At 65.5% G+C, this 16,850-nt stretch carries 18 protein-coding genes; 7 read left to right on the forward strand and 11 right to left on the reverse strand.

Going from position 1 to position 16,850, the window contains the following annotated elements:
• The first annotated feature begins 4 nt into the window (after positions 1 to 4).
• The 4 genes from pnuC to ABKS89_RS18315 all read left to right on the forward strand — a co-directional run bounded on the left by pnuC (position 5) and on the right by ABKS89_RS18315 (position 2,264).
• Complete coding sequence (gene pnuC / locus ABKS89_RS18300; RefSeq protein WP_348586468.1) at positions 5 to 601, forward strand: nicotinamide riboside transporter PnuC; 597 nt, start codon at positions 5 to 7, stop codon at positions 599 to 601.
• Between the two features lie 8 nt (positions 602 to 609).
• Positions 610 to 1,347 (forward strand): UTRA domain-containing protein, encoded by a 738-nt coding sequence (locus tag ABKS89_RS18305; protein WP_348586470.1) that lies wholly within the window; start codon positions 610 to 612, stop codon positions 1,345 to 1,347.
• 113 nt (positions 1,348 to 1,460) lie between these two features.
• Positions 1,461 to 1,622, forward strand: coding sequence for a hypothetical protein (locus ABKS89_RS18310; RefSeq protein ID WP_017519129.1), 162 nt, complete (start codon positions 1,461 to 1,463; stop codon positions 1,620 to 1,622).
• Between the two features lie 3 nt (positions 1,623 to 1,625).
• On the forward strand, positions 1,626 to 2,264 hold the full coding sequence (locus ABKS89_RS18315) for a helix-turn-helix domain-containing protein (RefSeq protein ID WP_348586472.1): 639 nt from the start codon (positions 1,626 to 1,628) through the stop codon (positions 2,262 to 2,264).
• A gap of 82 nt (positions 2,265 to 2,346) precedes the next feature.
• Here ABKS89_RS18315 and ABKS89_RS18320 read toward each other — a convergent pair whose 3' ends face one another.
• On the reverse strand, positions 2,347 to 2,853 hold the full coding sequence (locus tag ABKS89_RS18320; RefSeq protein WP_138214537.1) for a hypothetical protein: 507 nt from the start codon (positions 2,851 to 2,853) through the stop codon (positions 2,347 to 2,349).
• 436 nt (positions 2,854 to 3,289) lie between these two features.
• Here ABKS89_RS18320 and ABKS89_RS18325 point away from each other — a divergent pair, with 436 nt between their 5' ends.
• Positions 3,290 to 3,748 (forward strand): DUF3574 domain-containing protein, encoded by a 459-nt coding sequence (locus tag ABKS89_RS18325; RefSeq protein ID WP_138214538.1) that lies wholly within the window; start codon positions 3,290 to 3,292, stop codon positions 3,746 to 3,748.
• Positions 3,748 to 4,614 carry a polyamine aminopropyltransferase gene (gene speE, locus ABKS89_RS18330; protein ID WP_348586474.1) on the forward strand — a complete coding sequence of 289 codons (867 nt, stop codon included), beginning with the start codon at positions 3,748 to 3,750 and terminating at the stop codon, positions 4,612 to 4,614. Before ABKS89_RS18325 ends, speE begins: the two co-directional genes overlap by 1 nt.
• Here speE and ABKS89_RS18335 read toward each other — a convergent pair.
• The 7 genes from ABKS89_RS18335 to ABKS89_RS18365 all read right to left on the reverse strand — a co-directional run bounded on the left by ABKS89_RS18335 (position 4,599) and on the right by ABKS89_RS18365 (position 13,577).
• A complete protein-coding gene (locus tag ABKS89_RS18335; protein WP_138214540.1) occupies positions 4,599 to 5,054 on the reverse strand; it encodes a DUF3574 domain-containing protein in 456 nt (151 codons plus the stop codon). The two genes, speE and ABKS89_RS18335, sit on opposite strands and share 16 nt — an antisense overlap.
• Positions 5,051 to 6,427 carry an APC family permease gene (locus ABKS89_RS18340; RefSeq protein ID WP_348586476.1) on the reverse strand — a complete coding sequence of 459 codons (1,377 nt, stop codon included), beginning with the start codon at positions 6,425 to 6,427 and terminating at the stop codon, positions 5,051 to 5,053. The genes ABKS89_RS18335 and ABKS89_RS18340 overlap by 4 nt, the downstream gene beginning before the upstream one ends.
• 72 nt (positions 6,428 to 6,499) lie before the next feature.
• Complete coding sequence (locus ABKS89_RS18345; RefSeq protein ID WP_348586477.1) at positions 6,500 to 8,881, reverse strand: TonB-dependent receptor plug domain-containing protein; 2,382 nt, start codon at positions 8,879 to 8,881, stop codon at positions 6,500 to 6,502.
• A gap of 371 nt (positions 8,882 to 9,252) precedes the next feature.
• Complete coding sequence (locus ABKS89_RS18350) at positions 9,253 to 9,924, reverse strand: molybdopterin-dependent oxidoreductase (protein WP_518300950.1); 672 nt, start codon at positions 9,922 to 9,924, stop codon at positions 9,253 to 9,255.
• 3 nt (positions 9,925 to 9,927) lie between these two features.
• Positions 9,928 to 10,983, reverse strand: a complete 1,056-nt coding sequence (locus tag ABKS89_RS18355; RefSeq protein WP_348586479.1) for a substrate-binding domain-containing protein — start codon at positions 10,981 to 10,983, stop codon at positions 9,928 to 9,930.
• Between the two features lie 25 nt (positions 10,984 to 11,008).
• Positions 11,009 to 12,031 (reverse strand): ABC transporter permease, encoded by a 1,023-nt coding sequence (locus ABKS89_RS18360; protein WP_348586481.1) that lies wholly within the window; start codon positions 12,029 to 12,031, stop codon positions 11,009 to 11,011.
• Between the two features lie 13 nt (positions 12,032 to 12,044).
• Positions 12,045 to 13,577 (reverse strand): sugar ABC transporter ATP-binding protein, encoded by a 1,533-nt coding sequence (locus tag ABKS89_RS18365; RefSeq protein WP_348586482.1) that lies wholly within the window; start codon positions 13,575 to 13,577, stop codon positions 12,045 to 12,047.
• Between the two features lie 253 nt (positions 13,578 to 13,830).
• Here ABKS89_RS18365 and yghU point away from each other — a divergent pair, with 253 nt between their 5' ends.
• Positions 13,831 to 14,667: a glutathione-dependent disulfide-bond oxidoreductase gene (yghU, locus tag ABKS89_RS18370; RefSeq protein ID WP_348586484.1), complete on the forward strand. Its 837-nt coding sequence runs from the start codon at positions 13,831 to 13,833 to the stop codon at positions 14,665 to 14,667.
• Between the two features lie 174 nt (positions 14,668 to 14,841).
• Here the strand turns inward: yghU and ABKS89_RS18375 are convergent, their stop codons facing one another.
• The 3 genes from ABKS89_RS18375 to ABKS89_RS18385 all read right to left on the reverse strand — a co-directional run bounded on the left by ABKS89_RS18375 (position 14,842) and on the right by ABKS89_RS18385 (position 16,452).
• Entirely contained in the window at positions 14,842 to 15,138 is a 297-nt protein-coding gene (locus ABKS89_RS18375) for a hypothetical protein (RefSeq protein WP_518300951.1), read from the reverse strand.
• A gap of 87 nt (positions 15,139 to 15,225) precedes the next feature.
• On the reverse strand, positions 15,226 to 15,855 hold the full coding sequence (ycaC, locus tag ABKS89_RS18380; RefSeq protein WP_192319086.1) for an isochorismate family cysteine hydrolase YcaC: 630 nt from the start codon (positions 15,853 to 15,855) through the stop codon (positions 15,226 to 15,228).
• A gap of 186 nt (positions 15,856 to 16,041) precedes the next feature.
• Entirely contained in the window at positions 16,042 to 16,452 is a 411-nt protein-coding gene (locus ABKS89_RS18385) for a helix-turn-helix domain-containing protein (RefSeq protein ID WP_348586485.1), read from the reverse strand.
• Positions 16,453 to 16,850: the final 398 nt, after the last annotated feature.

The following is a 16,850-nucleotide window of genomic DNA, read 5'->3' on the forward strand; positions in this document are numbered from 1 at the left end:
GGCAATGTCTGCTCTGGAAATCATCGCGGTGATTGTCAACGTGCTCGGCGTCTGGCTCACCGCCCGGCGCATCCGCTGGTGCTGGCCGGTGAACGTGGTGGCGGTGCTGCTCTACGCGTGGATCTTCTTCAGCGTGAAGCTCTACTCCGACATGCTCCTGCAACTGGTCTTCGTGGTGCTGCAGTTCTACGGCTGGTGGCAATGGAGCCAGGGCGGCAGCGACCACGGCAAGGTTCGCGTGGAACGCCTGCCACTGGCGACCGCCCTCTCCAGCTGCCTGGCCGGTGCCGTTGGCGCCCTGGCCCTGGGCTGGACCATGCACACCCACACCGATGCCGCCCTGCCCTGGCTGGACGCGGCGCTCACCGCCTTCAGCCTGGTGGCGAGCTTCTGGGCCGCGCGCAAGTACGTCGCCAGCTGGTGGCTGTGGATCATCCTCGATGTGCTCTACACCGGGGTGTTCCTCTACAAGGCGCTGTACCTCACCGCCGGGCTGTATGCCGGTTTCGTCGGCCTAGCGTTCTACGGCCTGCTGGCCTGGCGGCGCGAACTGCACGACGAGCCACCCAGCACTCCGGCGCTGGCCAGCGGCAATTCCTGAGGACCGTCATGCTCTACCAGGCCATCCCGCCGCACTACGCGCGCATCCGCGACCAGCTGGCCGCGGACATCGCCCAGAAGCGCTTTCTCGCCGGACAGAAACTGCCTCCCGAGCGCGACCTCGCCGAGCGCTTCGAGTGCACCCGCGTGACCTTGCGCCAGGCGCTGCAGCAACTGGAAACCGAGGGGCTGATCTATCGCGAGAACCGCCGTGGCTGGTACCTCAGCCCGCCGCGCATCGACTACGACCCGACGCGGCTGGTCAGCTTCATGGACTACGTGCGTCTTCAGGGCCGCGAGCCACTCACCGAATGCCTGAGCGCCGAACGCCGCCGTGCCGGGGCCTGGCTTGCCGCACGGATGAACCTGCCATCGCCGGACGAACCGGTGTTCCGCCTGCACCGCCGCCGGCTGATCGATGGCCGCCCGGTGCTGGTAGAAATCAACACCCTGCTCGCCAGCTGGTGCCCGGACCTGCTCGACGCACGGCTGGATCGCTCGCTGACCACCGTGCTGCGTGAACGCTTCGGCAAGGTCCAGACGCGCTGCACGCTCAACCTGCGGCTGGGCACGGTCAACGACGACCACGCCGAGCTGCTGCAACTGGCCTCCGGTGCCAGCAACCTGGTGCTGGAGCGGCTGAACTACGCCGAGGACGGCTTGCTGGTGGAATTTGACCAGGAATTCTGGCGGCCGGACGCGGTGTCCGTGGCAGTTCAGGCGGATTTTCCTTCACGCCCGATATAGCAGAATAAGTAATTACCAAATACTAATTCAGTATTTCTGGTTCTAACAGGATCACGGCTAAGGTAGCTCCAACTCACCGCAACCGGCTTGTCTGCAAGCCTTCTGGAGCCGCCATGGACCGCACCGACAACATCATCGACCTCGCCCGCCACCGCACGCGCCGTCAGGCCCGCCGCCAGGCCGAGCTGATGTGGATGCTGTATGCCCAGCGCGCCGGCTACGACGCCTTCCAGATCGTCCAGCAGAGCCGCGACAGCGGCCGCCGCGAGGCTTGATCCATGGGCCTGCCGCTCGCCACGGACCTGCCCGCCGTGGCGTTCGACGCTGAGCAAACCACACCCGGCGCGCCGGACGACCCCATCGGCGAGCGCGTCGCCAGCAACCTGCTGCGCCTGCGCGCCAAGCGCAACCTCTCTCTCGACGGCCTCGCCCGCCTGTGTGGCGTGAGCCGGACCATGCTTGCGCAGATCGAATCCGGCCGTAGCGTGCCGTCGATCAAGGTACTGAGCAAGATCGCCCAGGGCCTCAAGGTCTCGGTCGCCGCCTTCCTCGACGACCGCGCCTTCGACGGCGTGGCGATGCTGCCGGCGCGCGACAGCAAACGCCTGGTCAGCGGCGACGGCGCCTTCGTCAGCCGCGCGCTGTTCCCCTTCGACGTCTCGCGCCAGGTGGAATTCTACGAACTGCGCCTGAAGGGCCTGGCCACCGAACACTCCACCGGCCACGCGCCCGGCACCCAGGAAAACCTGGTAGTCGCCCAGGGCGTACTGGAAATCAGCGTGAACGAAGAACGCTTTCTCCTCGGCACTGGTGACTCCATCCTGTTCTACGCCGACCAACCGCACAGCTACCGCAACCCGGCGGACAGCGAGGCAGTGGCGTACCTGGTGACGACCTATGCGGAGCGGTTGGACTGAAGTGATCCGGCAAGGTATCTACGCAATGAGAAAGGCCCGGCAGGTTCCCCCGCCGGGCCTTTTTCGTTTCAGCGCCCTGCGATCAGCAGGTGCAGCACATCATCGGCATGCCGTTGCAGCTCATCATCATCGGCATGCCGCATTCCATCATCTTGTTCATCAGCAGGCAGCAGTTCTTGAGCATCTCCATGCTCATGCCCTGCATCGGCATCATCTTGCACATCATCATGTCGCCCTGCATGGAGCATTCCATCATGCACTTCATGCCGGGCATGCCCATGTTCATGCCCATCATCGGCATCTGCATCATCGGGTTCATCATCGGCATCATGGCCATGGCGGACTGGGACATGCCCATCATCATCAGGTTGCCGCAGTGCATCATCATCGGCATGCCGCAGTTCATCATCATCGCCATCATCTCGGCGCTGTTGCGGAACATGGCCATTTCCATGCCCATGGCCGGCTTCATTCTGCACATCATGCCGTCGTCGAGCATCTCGCATTCCATGGTCGCCATCATCATGGGCATGCCCATCATCGGCATCATGGCGTTGGTGTTCATCGGCATCTGCATGGCGTTCATCATGGTGGGGCTCCCTGAATCGATTGGAATGAAGTGCTGCGAATGGGGCCGATTCTAGGTAGGTGCGACGGCGCAACAAGATGGCGGGGGAACGGCGGGATTCACAGTGTCGACCCGCGATACGGATTCGATACCGCCGACATTGTTCGCAATGCTTTCAAAAATGGCGCTATAGCGAACACGCTCGAACTAAAAACCGCTATTTCAGCAACATGGATATCTCATCCAGTGCTGAGCAAAGAACCGTAGTGAATATTGAATCTAACCAGCCAGGAAAATATCCAGCTTCGGCGCAGATGCTCGACCTAGAGCGCTCGCGACCCACTCGACGAAGCTCTCAAACGGGCATATGAGAATGCGTTTTTAATATTTAAAGAAATAACCAGCGGAGACCTATAGTTGCGGTTTGGCTCAACTCTCATCACCGCAAGGAAGTCCCATGCTCCGCCATCTGCTCGCCGCCAGCCTCGCCCTGGCGCTGTTCGGCTGCGCCACCCCGCCCGCTCCTTCCGTCCATACCACCGACCCCGCGACCTCGACCCTGCAGGGCGACCCGACCCGGCCGGCGCAGGCGCAGTGGCTGCGCACCGAGTTGTACTTCGCGCTGGGCCAGGAGAGCGGCAAGGAGAAGATCAGCGAGCAGCGCTGGCGGCAGTTCCTCGATCAGGAGGTGACGCCGCGCTTCCCGGATGGCTTCACCGCCTACGATGCCTACGGCCAGTGGCGCGACCACGGCGCGCCGGAACCGGAGCGGCTGAGCACCAAGGTGATCGTGATCCTGCATGAAGACACTGCCGCGCGCGGCAAGGACATCGAGGCGATCCGCCTGGCGTGGAAGCGCATCACCGGGGACCTCTCCGTGCTGCGTCTGTCGCAACCGGCGCAGGTTTCCTTCTGATGGGCGAATTCCGCGAGTCGCTGCATGACGGTTACGCGCAGGCGCTGAGCGTCGACGAGCCGATCTACCAGGGCAACACCGGCCAGCAGGAGGTGCAGGTGTTCCGCAACCGCCGATTCGGCCGCGTGCTGACGCTGGACGGCGTGGTGCAGACCACCGAGGCGGACGAGTTCGTCTACCACGAGATGCTCGCCCATGTGCCGATCCTCGCCCATGGCGCGGTGCGCCGCGTGCTGGTGATTGGCGTGGGCGACGGCGGCATCCTGCGGGAGATCGTCCGTCACGCAGGCATCGAGGAAATAGTCGCCGTGGAGATCGATCCGCAGGTGGTCGAACTGTGCCGCGAGCTGCTGCCGCTGCATTCCGCTGGCGCGCTGGACGATCCGCGCCTGCAGCTGATCTACGCCGATGGCCTGGAGCACCTCGCACAGAGCCGCGAGACCTTCGACCTGATCCTCTGCGATTCCACCGATCCGGGCGGCCCGGCGGCGAGCCTGTTCACCGACGCCTTCTACCGCAACTGCCAGCAGCGCCTGGGCAGCGGCGGTATCCTCGCCACGCAGAACGGCGTGCCCTTCCTCCAGCCGGAGGAGCTGGGCGGTACGGCGCGGCGGCTGGCGGACAACTTCGCCGACTGGGGCTTCTTCCACGCGGCGGTGCCGACCTACATCGGCGGCAGCATGGCCTTCGGCTGGGCGTCCAACAGCGAGAAGGTGCGCCGCACCGAGCTGGAAACCCTGCGCCAGCGCTTCGCGAAAAGCGGCCTAGTGACCCGTTACTACACTCCCGAGGTGCACCAGGCGGCATTCGCCCTGCCGCGCTACATGCTCGACCTGATCGAGGCCGGGCTTCAGCGCGACAGCTGAGGGTTGTCCAGGCGCTGCGGCGTCCAGTCCGGGTCGCGGGCGCGAACCGGGCTGCTGACCTGCAGCACCGCCGTGCCGAAGCGCTGCTTGAAGTGCGCGCCGATCTCCGTGAGTGCCTGGCGCGTGTAGGGGTTGTCGGCGTGGATGAGGATCAGCATCCGCGACGGCAACTTCTCCGGCCCGCCGCTGGGGCCGCGCCACTGGCCGTGCAGGTCGAGCCAGCTCAGGCCATCGGGGAAGCGCGGCGTCACCTCGCGGGTGAGGAAGTCTTCCCACTGCGCCAGCTCCACTGCCTCCAGGTACAGCTCGGTGCGCAGCATGCGCCGGCCGCTGGCTTCACCACTGGCGCTGGCTGACGGCTCGTTGAGCCATAGCCCGACCAGAGCCGCCAGCAACACAGCTACGGCACCATTGCGCCACAGTGCTTTTGCACGCTTCATGCGCCTTCCTCCGGCCAGCCTTCCGCCTGCGCCGCTCGTGGGCGCAGGAGCAGTTGCAGCACCGCCCCCAGCGCCAGCACGGCCACGCCGAGCAACGCGCCCCAGCCGACATAGGCGACGCTGGAATACAGCATGTACAGGCACACCGCGAGGAAGCCCAGCGGCAGCCACGGGTACAACGGCACGCAGATCGGCCGGGGCACTTCCGGGTGGCGGCGGCGCAGGACGATCAACGCCACGCTGCTCAGGCTGAGGAACAGCCAGTACACCGGGGTCATGTACTCGACCATGGTGTTGAAGCCGTGGCCGCTCCAGCCGCCGACCGCGATCAGCAGCAGTGCTACCACGCCCTCGGCCAGCAGCGCGGCGCGTGGCACACCGTGGCGCACGTCCCAGCGGCCGAGCACGGCCAGTGCCGGTACATCCCGCGCGGCGGCGTAGGTCGTGCGGCTACCGACGATCAGCGTGGAGTTGATGCTGGCGACGGCGGACACCACCACCACCGCCATGATCAGGCCGATGCCCGGCGCACCGAAGGCCAACCCGAGCAGTTCCAGCGCCGGCGCGCCGCTGGCGGCCAGGCCGTCGAAACCCAGTCCGCGAATGAACGCCCAGTTCAGCGCCAGGTAGATCAGCAGCAAGGCAGCAAGCGCGCCGAGCATGGCGGTGAAGATGCCCCGCCGGTTATCGCGCAGCTCCGCTGACAGCGTGGCCGCATCGCTCCAGCCACCGAAGGCGAGGAAGACGTAGATCAGCGCGGCGGAGAAACCAGCAACGCCGACCTGCTCCGGCTGCACCGGCACTACTGCGGGCGGCACGAAGCCGCGCCACTCCAGCCACAGGCCGGCGCCGAAGATGCCGAGGAAGCCCGCCGCCACCAGCGCCACCAACCCGGCCTGGGTGCCGAGGCTGACCCGCCAGCCGATCAGGTTGAGCGCCACCAGCGCGCTGACCAGCCCGCCCGCCAGCAGCACGTTGCCCAGCCGGCCGAGGCCGAGCAAGGCGCTGAAGTGGTCGGCAAAGAGGAAGGCCATCAGCGCGATCCAGCCGGTGTGCAGGATGGCGAAGCGCGACCAGGCGAACAGGAATCCCACCCGCTGGCCGTAGGCGCGTTCGAGGAAGTGGTAGTCGCCGCCGGGATGGGCGAAGGCCGAGGCCATCTCCACGTAACACAGCGCACCGACCATCGACAGCACGCCACCGAGAATCCACACCAGGTAGAAATGTTCCTGGCCGACGTTGAGCGCCACGGTGGGCGCGGTTTTCAGGATGTCGCTGGTGATCACCATGCCCAGCGTCAGCAGCAGCGCATGGACGGCGCCCAGCTGCCGGCGCGGGCCGGCCGGTTTGTCAGCGGCGAAGTTGTCAGCCATGAGTCGGCTCCGCAAAAGTAACCGGGCCGCAAGGCGGCCCGGTCAGAACGCCAGCAATCAGAACGACTGCCTCTAGAACGAATAGCTCGCGCGGGCGTAGTAGTACGCGCCGTTGGAGCCGATCGGCGAGAGCACGTCGTACGGCAGGTTGCCGCCGTAGTTGATCTCCGAGCTGGAACGTTCCGGGTAGTTGTCGGTGAGGTTGTTACCGCCCACCGCCAGGCTGAACTGCGGGGTGAACTTGTAGGCCACCTCGGCATCCAGTTGCCAAACCGCGCCGTAGGTCTGCTCCGGGTGGTAGCCGTCGCCGAAGTCGAACACGCGGGTGGTCTCGCCCTGGCGGGTCAGGCGGCCGAGCAGGTTCCACTGCGCATCGCTCCAGGTGGTGGTAAGGATGAAGCGGTCCCTGGGCGCAGCATCGGTGAGCGTGTTGCGCTCCTCCACGCCCACCAGTGCGTCCTCGCCGATGCCGAGGTTGGAGAGCTGCTGCGGCGTGCCCTTGGTGCTGCGTACCTTGGTGTGGTTGTAGGTGTACGCAGTGGTCACGCCCAGTTGCCCGCCGACGAAGGGCTGGTGGTAGTTGAGCACCAGCTCGGCGCCATCGGTGCGGGTGTCGGCGGCGTTGGTGAAGAAGTTCACGTCATGCACGCCGGCCACGCCGAAGTTGTCCTGGATGAACTGCTCCATGGCGTCGCTGCCGATGCGCTGGGACAGGGTGATGCGGTCATCGACGTCGATGCGGAACACGTCGAAGGACAGGTCGAAGCGCTCGTTCAGCTGCGCGGTCAGGCCCAGGCTGAAGTTCTTCGAGGTCTCCGGGTCGAGCTTCTCGGCGCCCAGCGCGCGGGCTATGGGGTCGTTCACCGAGAGCACGCGGATGTCGGTGAGCGTGCCGCCGTCGCCGAAGTTGCTGGTGGTGTTCTGGAAGCCCACCTGGGCCAGCGACGGCGCACGGAAGTTGGTGGACGCCGCGCCGCGCAGGGCCAGCACCGGGGTCAGCTGGTAGCGTCCGCTGAGCTTGCCGGTGAGCTTGCTGCCGGCATCGTCGTAGCGCTCCCAGCGCGCGGCGGCATCGACGAAGAACTTGTCGGTGAGGTCGCCCGAGAGGTCCACGTAGGTGCCGAAGACGTTGCGGTCGATGTCCACCTCTTCGCTCGGCCGCAGGCCGTTGGCGCCATCGGCACCGACGCCGTAGTAGGAGGCTTCGTCGCCGGCGGTGGTGATGTAGTTTTCGTAGCGGTACTCGCCACCGACCGCGAGCACGAAGGGCCGCCCGGCGAGGCTCAGCTCGCGGCTGAGATCGAGGTTGGCGACGCTCTGGCGCAGTTCGTAGTCGCCGGTGTCGAAGCGCGTCGGCGTGTCTTCGCCGAGCGATGCGTTGAGGGTTCGCCGGGTCGAGGATTCGAAGCGATTGCGGCCGTGGGTGACGCTCGCGTCGTAATCCCAGGTGTCGGCGATCAGGCCCTTGTAGCCAAGGGTGCCGGAAAGGTCGGTGTTGTCGCCCAGGGACTGCGGCAGGTAGCCGTTGGGATAGATCTCCGGGTGCTCGTCCGGGTAGCGGTAGAACTCCGCGCCGGTGGTGTGGCGCTCGTTGTACAGCCCAAAGGAGTACAGCTTGCCACCGCCCAGCGCGAGGTCGCCGTTGAACCAGGCGTTGACGTCGCGCGCCAGGCCATCGCCCATCACGTAGTTGCGCTGCCCGGGGGTATCGGCGAAGCCGTCGTAGCCGGCGCGGTTGGTGGGCTCGCGGTTGATGAACTCGGCGCCGCCACGGACGAAGCCGTCTTCGCCCAGGCGGGTGCCGGCCTTGGCGGCGGTGTAGGAGTTCTGCCCGTCGGTGGTGGTCTTGCCGATGGCGTCCTGGTGGGTGTGGTAGGCACCGTAGCTGGTGGTCACCTCGCCGCCTTCGGGGGCGTCGTCGAGGATGATGTTGATCACCCCGGCGATGGCGTCGGAGCCGTACTGCGCACCGGCGCCGTCACGCAGCACTTCGATGCGCTTGATGGCGCTGATGGGGATCGAGTTGAAGTCCACTGGCGCGGTACCACGGCCGATCTTCGAAGAGTCGTTGACCAGCGCCGAGGTGTGCTGGCGCTTGCCATTGATCAACACCAGCACCTGGTCCGGGCTCATGCCGCGCAGCTGGGCGGCGCGCACGTGGTCGGCGCCGCCGGAGTTGGACTGGCGCGGGAAGTTGAAGGACGGCAGCAGCGTCGCCAGGGCCTGGCCCAGCTCGCCGCCGACGGCGCCGGTGGATTTGAGGTCCTGCGCGGTGAGCACGTCCACCGGCACGGGGGAATCCAGCAGGGTGCGGTTGTTGCCGCGGGTGCCGGTGACCAGCACGGTTTCGAGTTTGGTGGTGGCCTCGGAAGTCGACGGGGTTTCGTCGGCATGCGCGGCAGACTGGGCGATGACCGAGGCCACCGCAACGGCAATGAGGGAACGGGATAACACGCGAAGTACTCCTGTCTCGCTTAAAGAGCGCCACTCGCCGTTGGCGGCGAGTCCGGAACTCCGCTGATGTGTTTTCGGATTGGCTCGAGCGGTTGGTGTCGGAAGTCCGGAAACCGCGAGCGACTGTTCCCCTCAGGGTGGAGAAGACAGTGCTCGGGAAAGCGCTCCAGGTGTCACGGCCGGTCTCTCTTCGTGATGAGCGAAAAGGCGCGGCTCTCGGTATCGCCGGTCATCCCTGACCAGATGGGGAAGGCGTCATCCTAGCTAGTGGCAGAATGCTTTCAAACGAATAAAAAATGCTTTGTTTATAACCGCTTGCACTGTTCGCCGAGCAACAGCTTCAGGTGTCTTTCCAGCAACAGCTGTTCCCTTCAGTCGAAGGCCTTGCGCTCCCATTCGTCCTCGGGAATATCCAGCGCCTCGCCGGAAAAACGCTCCTCGCGGAACGGGTCGGCCTCGTTGTGGAAGCCGTTGCGCTCCCAGAATCCGAGGCGGTCGCTGTCGCTGAACTCCAGCTCGCGCAGCCACTTCGCGCTCTTCCAGAAATAGCGCCCGGCGATCACCAGCCGCAGCGGCCAGCCATGCACAGGGCTCAGCGGCTCGCCGGCGTAGTGCGTGGCAAGCAGACTGTCCGGACGCAACAGGTCCTCCAGCGGCAGGTTGGTCTCGTAGTCGTGATCGGCGTAGGCCATGACGAACTGCCCGGCTGGCTCCACGCCGTACTTCGCAAGTAGGTCGGACAGGTGCACGCCGCGCCACGCGGTGTCGAACTTCGACCAGCGCGTGACGCAATGGATATCGCAGACCAGCTCGCGCTGCGGCAGCGCCAGCAGGTCGTCCAGGCTCAGTTCCAGCGTTCTGGACAGTGCCCCGGTCAGGCGCAGGCGCCAGCTCTCCCGGTCGTACTGCGGCACCTCACCCTCATGGAGGATCGGGAAGCGCTCGGTCAGCACCTGCCCCGGCGGCAGGCGCTGGCCGTAGCGCGGGTCGCCAGCCGGCGAACGGGCCTTCTTCAGGCGCCGGGCTTTGTCATGCAGGCTCATGCGTCAGTTCGCCAGCGGAATCCACGGCGCCTGCGCCACCTTCTGCGCTTCGCCGAAGGCCGGCACCTTGCGCGCCAGGTCGCGGACGTTCTTCACGTCGAGATCAAGCAGTTGCTGGCGGGTGATCAGGGTCGGCGGCACCAGCACCTGCTCGCCCGGATTCTCCCCGGCGATGCGCAGCGCCAGGCTGCGCACGCTGATGGCACCGGCCACTTCCGGGTTGACCGCGGCGGTGGCGCTCCAGGCACTGCCCTGCTCCTTCATGATCTGGATGTCGGCGGTGGAAATGTCGGCGCTGTAGATCTTCACCTTTTTGCCCAGCCCGGCTTCGTCCACGGCGATCTTCACGCCCTTGGCGAACTCGTCGAAGGGCGCGAAGAACACCGTGATGTCCGGGTTCGCGCGCAGCACCGCGCTGGCCTGGTCGGCGACCGAGTTGGCGATCGGCGCGTTGAGCGTGCCGAAGCGCGCCTTCTCGACGATACCGGGATTCTCGGCCTTCACCTGGCGCCAGATTTCGTCGCGGCGCTCCATGGGAGTGAAGCCGTCGATGTACACGTAGCCGGCGTCGAACTGGTTGCCGTTGTCCTGCAGCACCTGCTTGAGCGCCAGGCGCGCCAGCTCGCGGTGGTCCTGCTCTACACGGGTGATGCGCGGGTCGTTCACGTCGACGTCGAAGGTCACCACCTTGATGCCCTTGGCCAGCGCCTTGTCGATGGAATCCTTGAGCGTCTCGGCGAGGCCGAGCTGGACGATGATGCCGTCCACGCCCAGGTCGATGGCCTGCTCCAGCATCTCGCGCTGGGTAGCCGCCTGCTGGCGGGCATCGAACACGCGCAGCTTCACGTCCAGCGCGTCGGCCTGCTTCTCCACGCCACGCAGGTAGGCCTCGGGGAAGTCGCCGGAGAACAGGTAGCCGACCAGGGCGATCTGCACGCCGCCCTTGTCGAAGGGTGCGGGCGCACCGGGCAGCCCGGCGGCGACGGCGCTGGCTGCGCAAGACAACAACAACCCGGCGGCGAACAGCGCGCGCAGGGATTTGGCGGGGGTGAATTTCATCCGTTGAATCTCCGAGAAAATGCGATCAGCGCCCGCGCCGGGCCAGACCGAAAGTGAACATCAGGGCCGAGACCAGCACGGCGCCCTTGACGAAATCCTGTGCGTAGTAAGGCGCGTTGAGCATGGTCAGGCCGTTCAGCAGGGTCGCTACCAGCACCGCGCCGACCAGGGTTCCGAAGGCGTTGGGTTTCTGCGCGCCGAGCACGGCAAAACCGATCAGCGCGGCACCGAGAGCATCGAGCACCAGCCCGTTGCCGGAGCTGACGTCGCCACGCCCGAGGCGTGCCGCCAGCAGCAATCCCCCCAGCGAAGCGAGCAGCGCCGAGAGCACGTAGGCGAGCAGCTTGTAGCGCTCCACCGGCGCACCGGCGAGGCGTGCGGCCTGCTCGTTGCCGCCGATGGCGTAGAACAGCCGGCCCGGCCGTGTGCGTTCGAGGAACAGCCAGACCAGCAGTGCGCAGCCGAGCATCACCACCACGGGCACAGGCACGCGGTCCCACAGTTGCGCGCGGCCGAGGGCGAGGAACCAGCCGGCGAAGGCGCCGGGTGCTTCATCGCCGTTGGGCAGGGTCATGCCGACCGCAATGGAGCGGCCGCCGGTGGGGATCAGTTGCACGCCGACTACCAGGAACATGCTGCCGAGGGTGGCGAGGATGTCCGGCACGCGCATGCGCACGATCAGCCAGCCGTTAAGCAGCCCGACCAGGGTGCCGAGGCCGAGACTGATGAGGATCGCCGCGAGCGGCCCCCAGTCCAGCACCACCATCACGTAGCTGGCGGTCATCAGGCTCAGTGCGGCGACCGCGCCGATGGACAGGTCCAGCCCGCCGACGGCCATGCTCAGGGTCACGCCCAGGGCGAGCAGCGCGACGATGGACACCGACTGCAGCACCAGGAACAGGTTGCCGACCCGCAGGAAGGCCGGCTCCAGCAGCGCGAACACCAGCACCAGCAAGGCCAGCAGCAGGAGCAGGGCGTAGTGGATGAGGAAGTCGAGCAAACCTGCGACGGGTGACGTCGCCGGGCTGCCCACGGCAGTTCTGGACACGCATGGCTCCTTTCTAGATACGCGCAGTTTCCTGGCGTGAAGGGTTGGATGGGGTGAGATGGGCGACGATCTCGCTGCGTTGTAGGTCGTGCCGGGGCAGCTCGGCGACCACCGCGCCGTCGCGCACAACGAGGATGCGGTCAGCGATCTCCAGGGCTTCGTCCGGGTCGCTGCAGATCACCAGCGTGGCGCGGCCGGAGGCGCTCGCACGGATGCGCTGGCCGATGTCGCGGCGGGCGCGCACGTCGACGCCCTGGAAGGGCTCGTCGAGAATCAGCAAGCGGCCCTGCCCCAGCAGCCAGCGGGCGAGGATGACCTTCTGCTGGTTGCCGCCGGAGAGCAGTTCCAGCGCAGACTCAATGCCGGGCCCTTTGATGCCGAGCGCTTCGATCTGCTCGGCGACTCTGGCGCGCTCGGCGTTGCGGTCGATGAAGCCGAAACGGGTGAAGCGGCGCAGGAACGGCAAGGTCATGCTGGCGCGCACTGAGAATCCCGGCACCCGCGAGTTGCGCGCGCGGTCCTCGGCGGCGAAGAACACGCCGGCGGAAATCGCTTCGCGCGGCGTGCGCGGTAGCCAGTCGCGACCATCGAGGCGAATCGACCCAGCGTGGTGACGGCGCAGGCCGAACAGCACTTCGGCGATCTCGCTCTTGCCGGCGCCGAGCAGGCCGGTCAGGGCGACCACTTCGCCTTCGTGCAGATCCAGGTCGAAGGCCGCGCTGTGGGCGTCAAGCTGCCAGTCGCGCAGGGCCAGCACCGTCTCGCCGCGCTCCAGTGGCTGCAACTGCACATCGCCCAACGCGGCGCCGAGCATGGATTCCACGGCGGCGCCGAGATCCAGCGGCGCCGTGAACTCGCCGACCAGACGGCCATCACGCAGCACCAGCGCGCGATCCGCCACACGTTGCAGATCAGACAACCGATGGGAGATGTAAAGGATCGCCACGCCGCGTTCGCGCAGGTGGTCGATCAGTTGGAACAGGCGCCCGGCTTCGACGGTCGACAGCGATGCAGTGGGCTCGTCGAGGATCAGCAGGCGCGGTTTCAACGCCAGCGCGCGGGACAGGATCACCAGTTGCCGCTCGGCAGTGCCGAGGGTTTCGATGGGTGCTTGCAGTGGCAGATGCAGCTCCAGGCCGGCGGCGATTTCAGCCGCGCGCCTGAGCGCCTCGCGCGGTCGGAAGAACAGGGAGCCGGAGGCGCCGCAGAGTTCGTCCAGCAGGAGGTTTTCCGCGACGCTCAGGCCGGGCACCACGCCCTGCTCCACCTGCTGATGCACCGCGACTATGCCGTGGTGCCGGGCGTCGTGGGGTGAGGCGAAACGCACCTCCTGACCATCGATCAGTAACTGCCCGGCATCGTGGCCGTGGGAGCCGGCGATGATTTTCACCAGCGTCGACTTGCCCGCACCGTTGGCACCGAGCAGGGCGAGGACCTCGCTGGGGCGAATTTCCAGGTCCAGATCGACCAGCACGCGGTTTTCGGCAAAGGATTTGCCGACACCTTCGAGGCGGAGGAACGGGACGGAAGCAGGTTGGACGGACATGGGGCTCTCGATACTACGCGGCAGAGCGAAAGCGCCGTTTCAGAGCTTCGCCGTTGGACTGAGCGGCGATTCTTTTATAATCTCAAACCATGCATCAACTAATTTTTAATATCGTTTATGCATATGCTAACAACCGGCTGCGCATGCACAGGCGTACTGTTCGCCCAGCAACAGCCGCCCGGAAAACGGCTGACGCAACGCAGACCCGGCGGTTAGCATCCATGGCATTCAACCCACAAGGTGAGAACTCACGATGGCGAACGATACCTACACTCCACCCCGCGTCTGGACCTGGGACAAGGGCAACGGCGGCGCCTTCGCCAGTATCAACCGGCCCATCGCCGGCCCGACCCACGACAAGGAACTGCCGCGCGGCAAGCACCCGCTGCAGCTGTATTCGCTGGCTACGCCCAATGGCGTGAAAGTCACCATCCTCCTGGAGGAACTGCTGGAGCTGGGCGTGAGCGCCGCCGAGTACGACGCCTGGCTGATCAAAATCGGCGACGGCGACCAGTTCGGCAGCGGCTTCGTCGAGATCAACCCGAACTCGAAGATCCCCGCCCTGCTGGACACCAGCGTCGAACCGGCGCTGCGCATCTTCGAATCCGGCTCGATCCTGGTGTACCTCGCGGAGAAGTTCGGCCACTTCCTGCCCAGGGACCTGGCCAAGCGCACCGAGACGCTGAACTGGCTGTTCTGGCAGATGGGCAGCGCGCCCTTCCTCGGCGGCGGCTTCGGCCACTTCTACGCCTACGCGCCGGAGAAGTACGAGTACCCGATCAACCGCTACGCCATGGAGGTCAAGCGCCAGCTCGACGTGCTCGACCGCCAGCTGGCCGCGAACCGCTACATCGCCGGTGACGAGTACAGCATCGCCGACATGGCGATCTGGCCCTGGTACGGCGCGCTGCTGAACAACCAGGTGTACGAGGCAGCCGAGTTCCTCGACGTCGAGAGCTACACCCATGTGCGCCGCTGGACCGACGAAATCGCCGCTCGCCCGGCGGTGCAACGTGGCCGCCGGGTCAACCGCACCTGGGGCGAGGACGCCCTGCCGGAGCGGCACAGCGCGGAGGATTTCACGCGCTGAGTTTCCCTGCGTGGCGTCGGCCTTGCCGACGGTTCCCGGGCGTGGCCCGCTCCTACAAGGGAGCACCGAGCAGGAGCGGCGCCGATGCTTTGCTTTCTGCTCTCAAAGGACCTCTAGAGGAATATCCGCGCACTCCGAACGGCCCCGTTCAGGAGGCGTCGTTGAATTGGAGTTTCAGGGGTTGAGCGACATGGATGTCGCGAGAGCGGCGATGGGCCAGGGATGGCCCTTCGACGCGTGCCCCTGAAACTTCGATTCAACGAGGGAATTTTTCGCCGAAGCGAAAAACCGGATGTCCGGGGCAAGACCTTTGGTTACTTTGGGGCGTTTGCCAAAGTAACTCGCCCGAGGGGGCGAAACACGAAGCCCGAATGCACACCGAAGTGGCGCGGAAATACCCAGTCCGAAGCAACAAACCTGCAATACCGGAGCAAAATACAAACGCCGGCCCTGCCGGCGGATCGCGGGCATGGCCCGCTCCTACAGGGAGCTCCCTGCATCGCGCAATAAAAAACCGGAGCCTCGCGGGAGGCTCCGGTTTTTCATTTCAGCAGTCTGTTACTTGCCAGCAGTCAGGGTGCTGTAGGCAGTGATCAGGTTGCGGTAATCCGGAATGTGGTTCGAGCACAGGGCAGCCAGGCCTTCGATGTCGTTGCGCCAGTCGCGGTGCAGCTCACAGGCCACACCGAACCAGGTCATCAGCTGCGCACCGGCCGCTTCCATCCGACGCCAGGCGGCGTCGCGGGTCATCTCGTTGAAGGTGCCGGACGCATCCGCCACCACGAAGACGTCAAAGCCTTCCGCCAGGGCCGACAGCGCCGGGAACGCCACGCAGACCTCGGTCACCACGCCAGCGATGATCAGCTGCTTCTTGCCGGTGGCCTTCACTGCTTTCACGAAATCCTCGTTGTCCCAGGCGTTGATCTGGCCGGGACGGGCGATGTACGGCGCGTCCGGGAACTGCGCTTTCAGCTCGGGAACCAGCGGGCCGTTGGGGCCGGTTTCGAAGCTGGTGGTGAGGATGGTCGGCAGGTTGAAGAACTTCGCCAGGTCACCCAGCGCCAGCACGTTGTTCTTGAACTTGTCCGGATCGATGTCACGGACCAGCGAGAGCAGACCAGCCTGGTGGTCGACCAGTAGTACGGCGGCGTTGTCTTTGTCCAGGCGGTTGTAGGTGGGGTTGGCCATGGTGAAATCCTCGATTTGCTTTCAGTGGGTACCGGCTGGGCCGGAAGGTTTGGACTCGTCTTGCAGTGCGTCACTGCATGGAACAAAGATTAAATTCGACACCCTTGGCGCACCAGACGGCAAAAATTGCTTATAGCGTTCCATTTACAGAACGATAAGCCACAAAGGTGCTGTCGGGTGATCGGGCTAACCCGCGTGCCGCCAGGTGGACTCACGCTGCACATCGAAGAAGCGCCGCTGCCAGCTCAGCGGCGTGACGCCTTCGATGCGGAAGAAGATCCGGCAGAAATGCGCCTGGTCGCAGAAGCCGCATTGCAAGCCGATCTCCGCCAGCGCGAAGGTCGATTCACGCATCAGTTGCTTGGCCTTCTCCACCCGCTGGATTCGCATCCAGGCCTGGGGCGAATGCCCGGTGGTGACCTTGAACTTGCGGGTGAAATCGCTGCGTGACAGTGCGCAGGCCGCGGCCAGGTCGCTGACCGTGATGCCGCTGTCCAGATGCTTGAGCAGCAGCGCCTGGGCGCGCTCCTTCTGCCAGGGGGCCAGGTCGCGCTTGGGGGCGTCCACTGGGATCTGGCTGATGAGTCTCTGAAGCATGCTGGTCCCTCCCCTGCGATCTGCGGACCATTCTTTGTGGGTGCAGGGGTACCGGCGAGTTAAAGCTGGTTAAACCGCATTAACCCGCAGCAGATGAAAAGTCGCGAATCGACGGCCGCGAGCGAAGATATCCAAGGCGCGTACGGCCGCTCGCCAACACGGCGAACACGCCGGATATCAGCCGTCAGCCCTTGCACGACGGGGCTTGCAGCACAAAGGCCTGGGGCAGCGTGCACCCCGGCGCGGTATCGCTGGCCAGCACCGTAGCGAGCCCGGCGTTAATCGTTATTAAGCCCGGCGGAAAAACGCCACGCCCGGCGCAGGATGGCTCAACGCTGAGCCGTCGTTTACCCTGACTACCGTTCACAGAAGAATGGCCAATCGACCGGAGAGTCGAT

It is taken from the genome of Pseudomonas sp. LABIM340 (assembly GCF_040017195.2).
In the GTDB taxonomy this organism is placed as follows: domain Bacteria; phylum Pseudomonadota; class Gammaproteobacteria; order Pseudomonadales; family Pseudomonadaceae; genus Pseudomonas.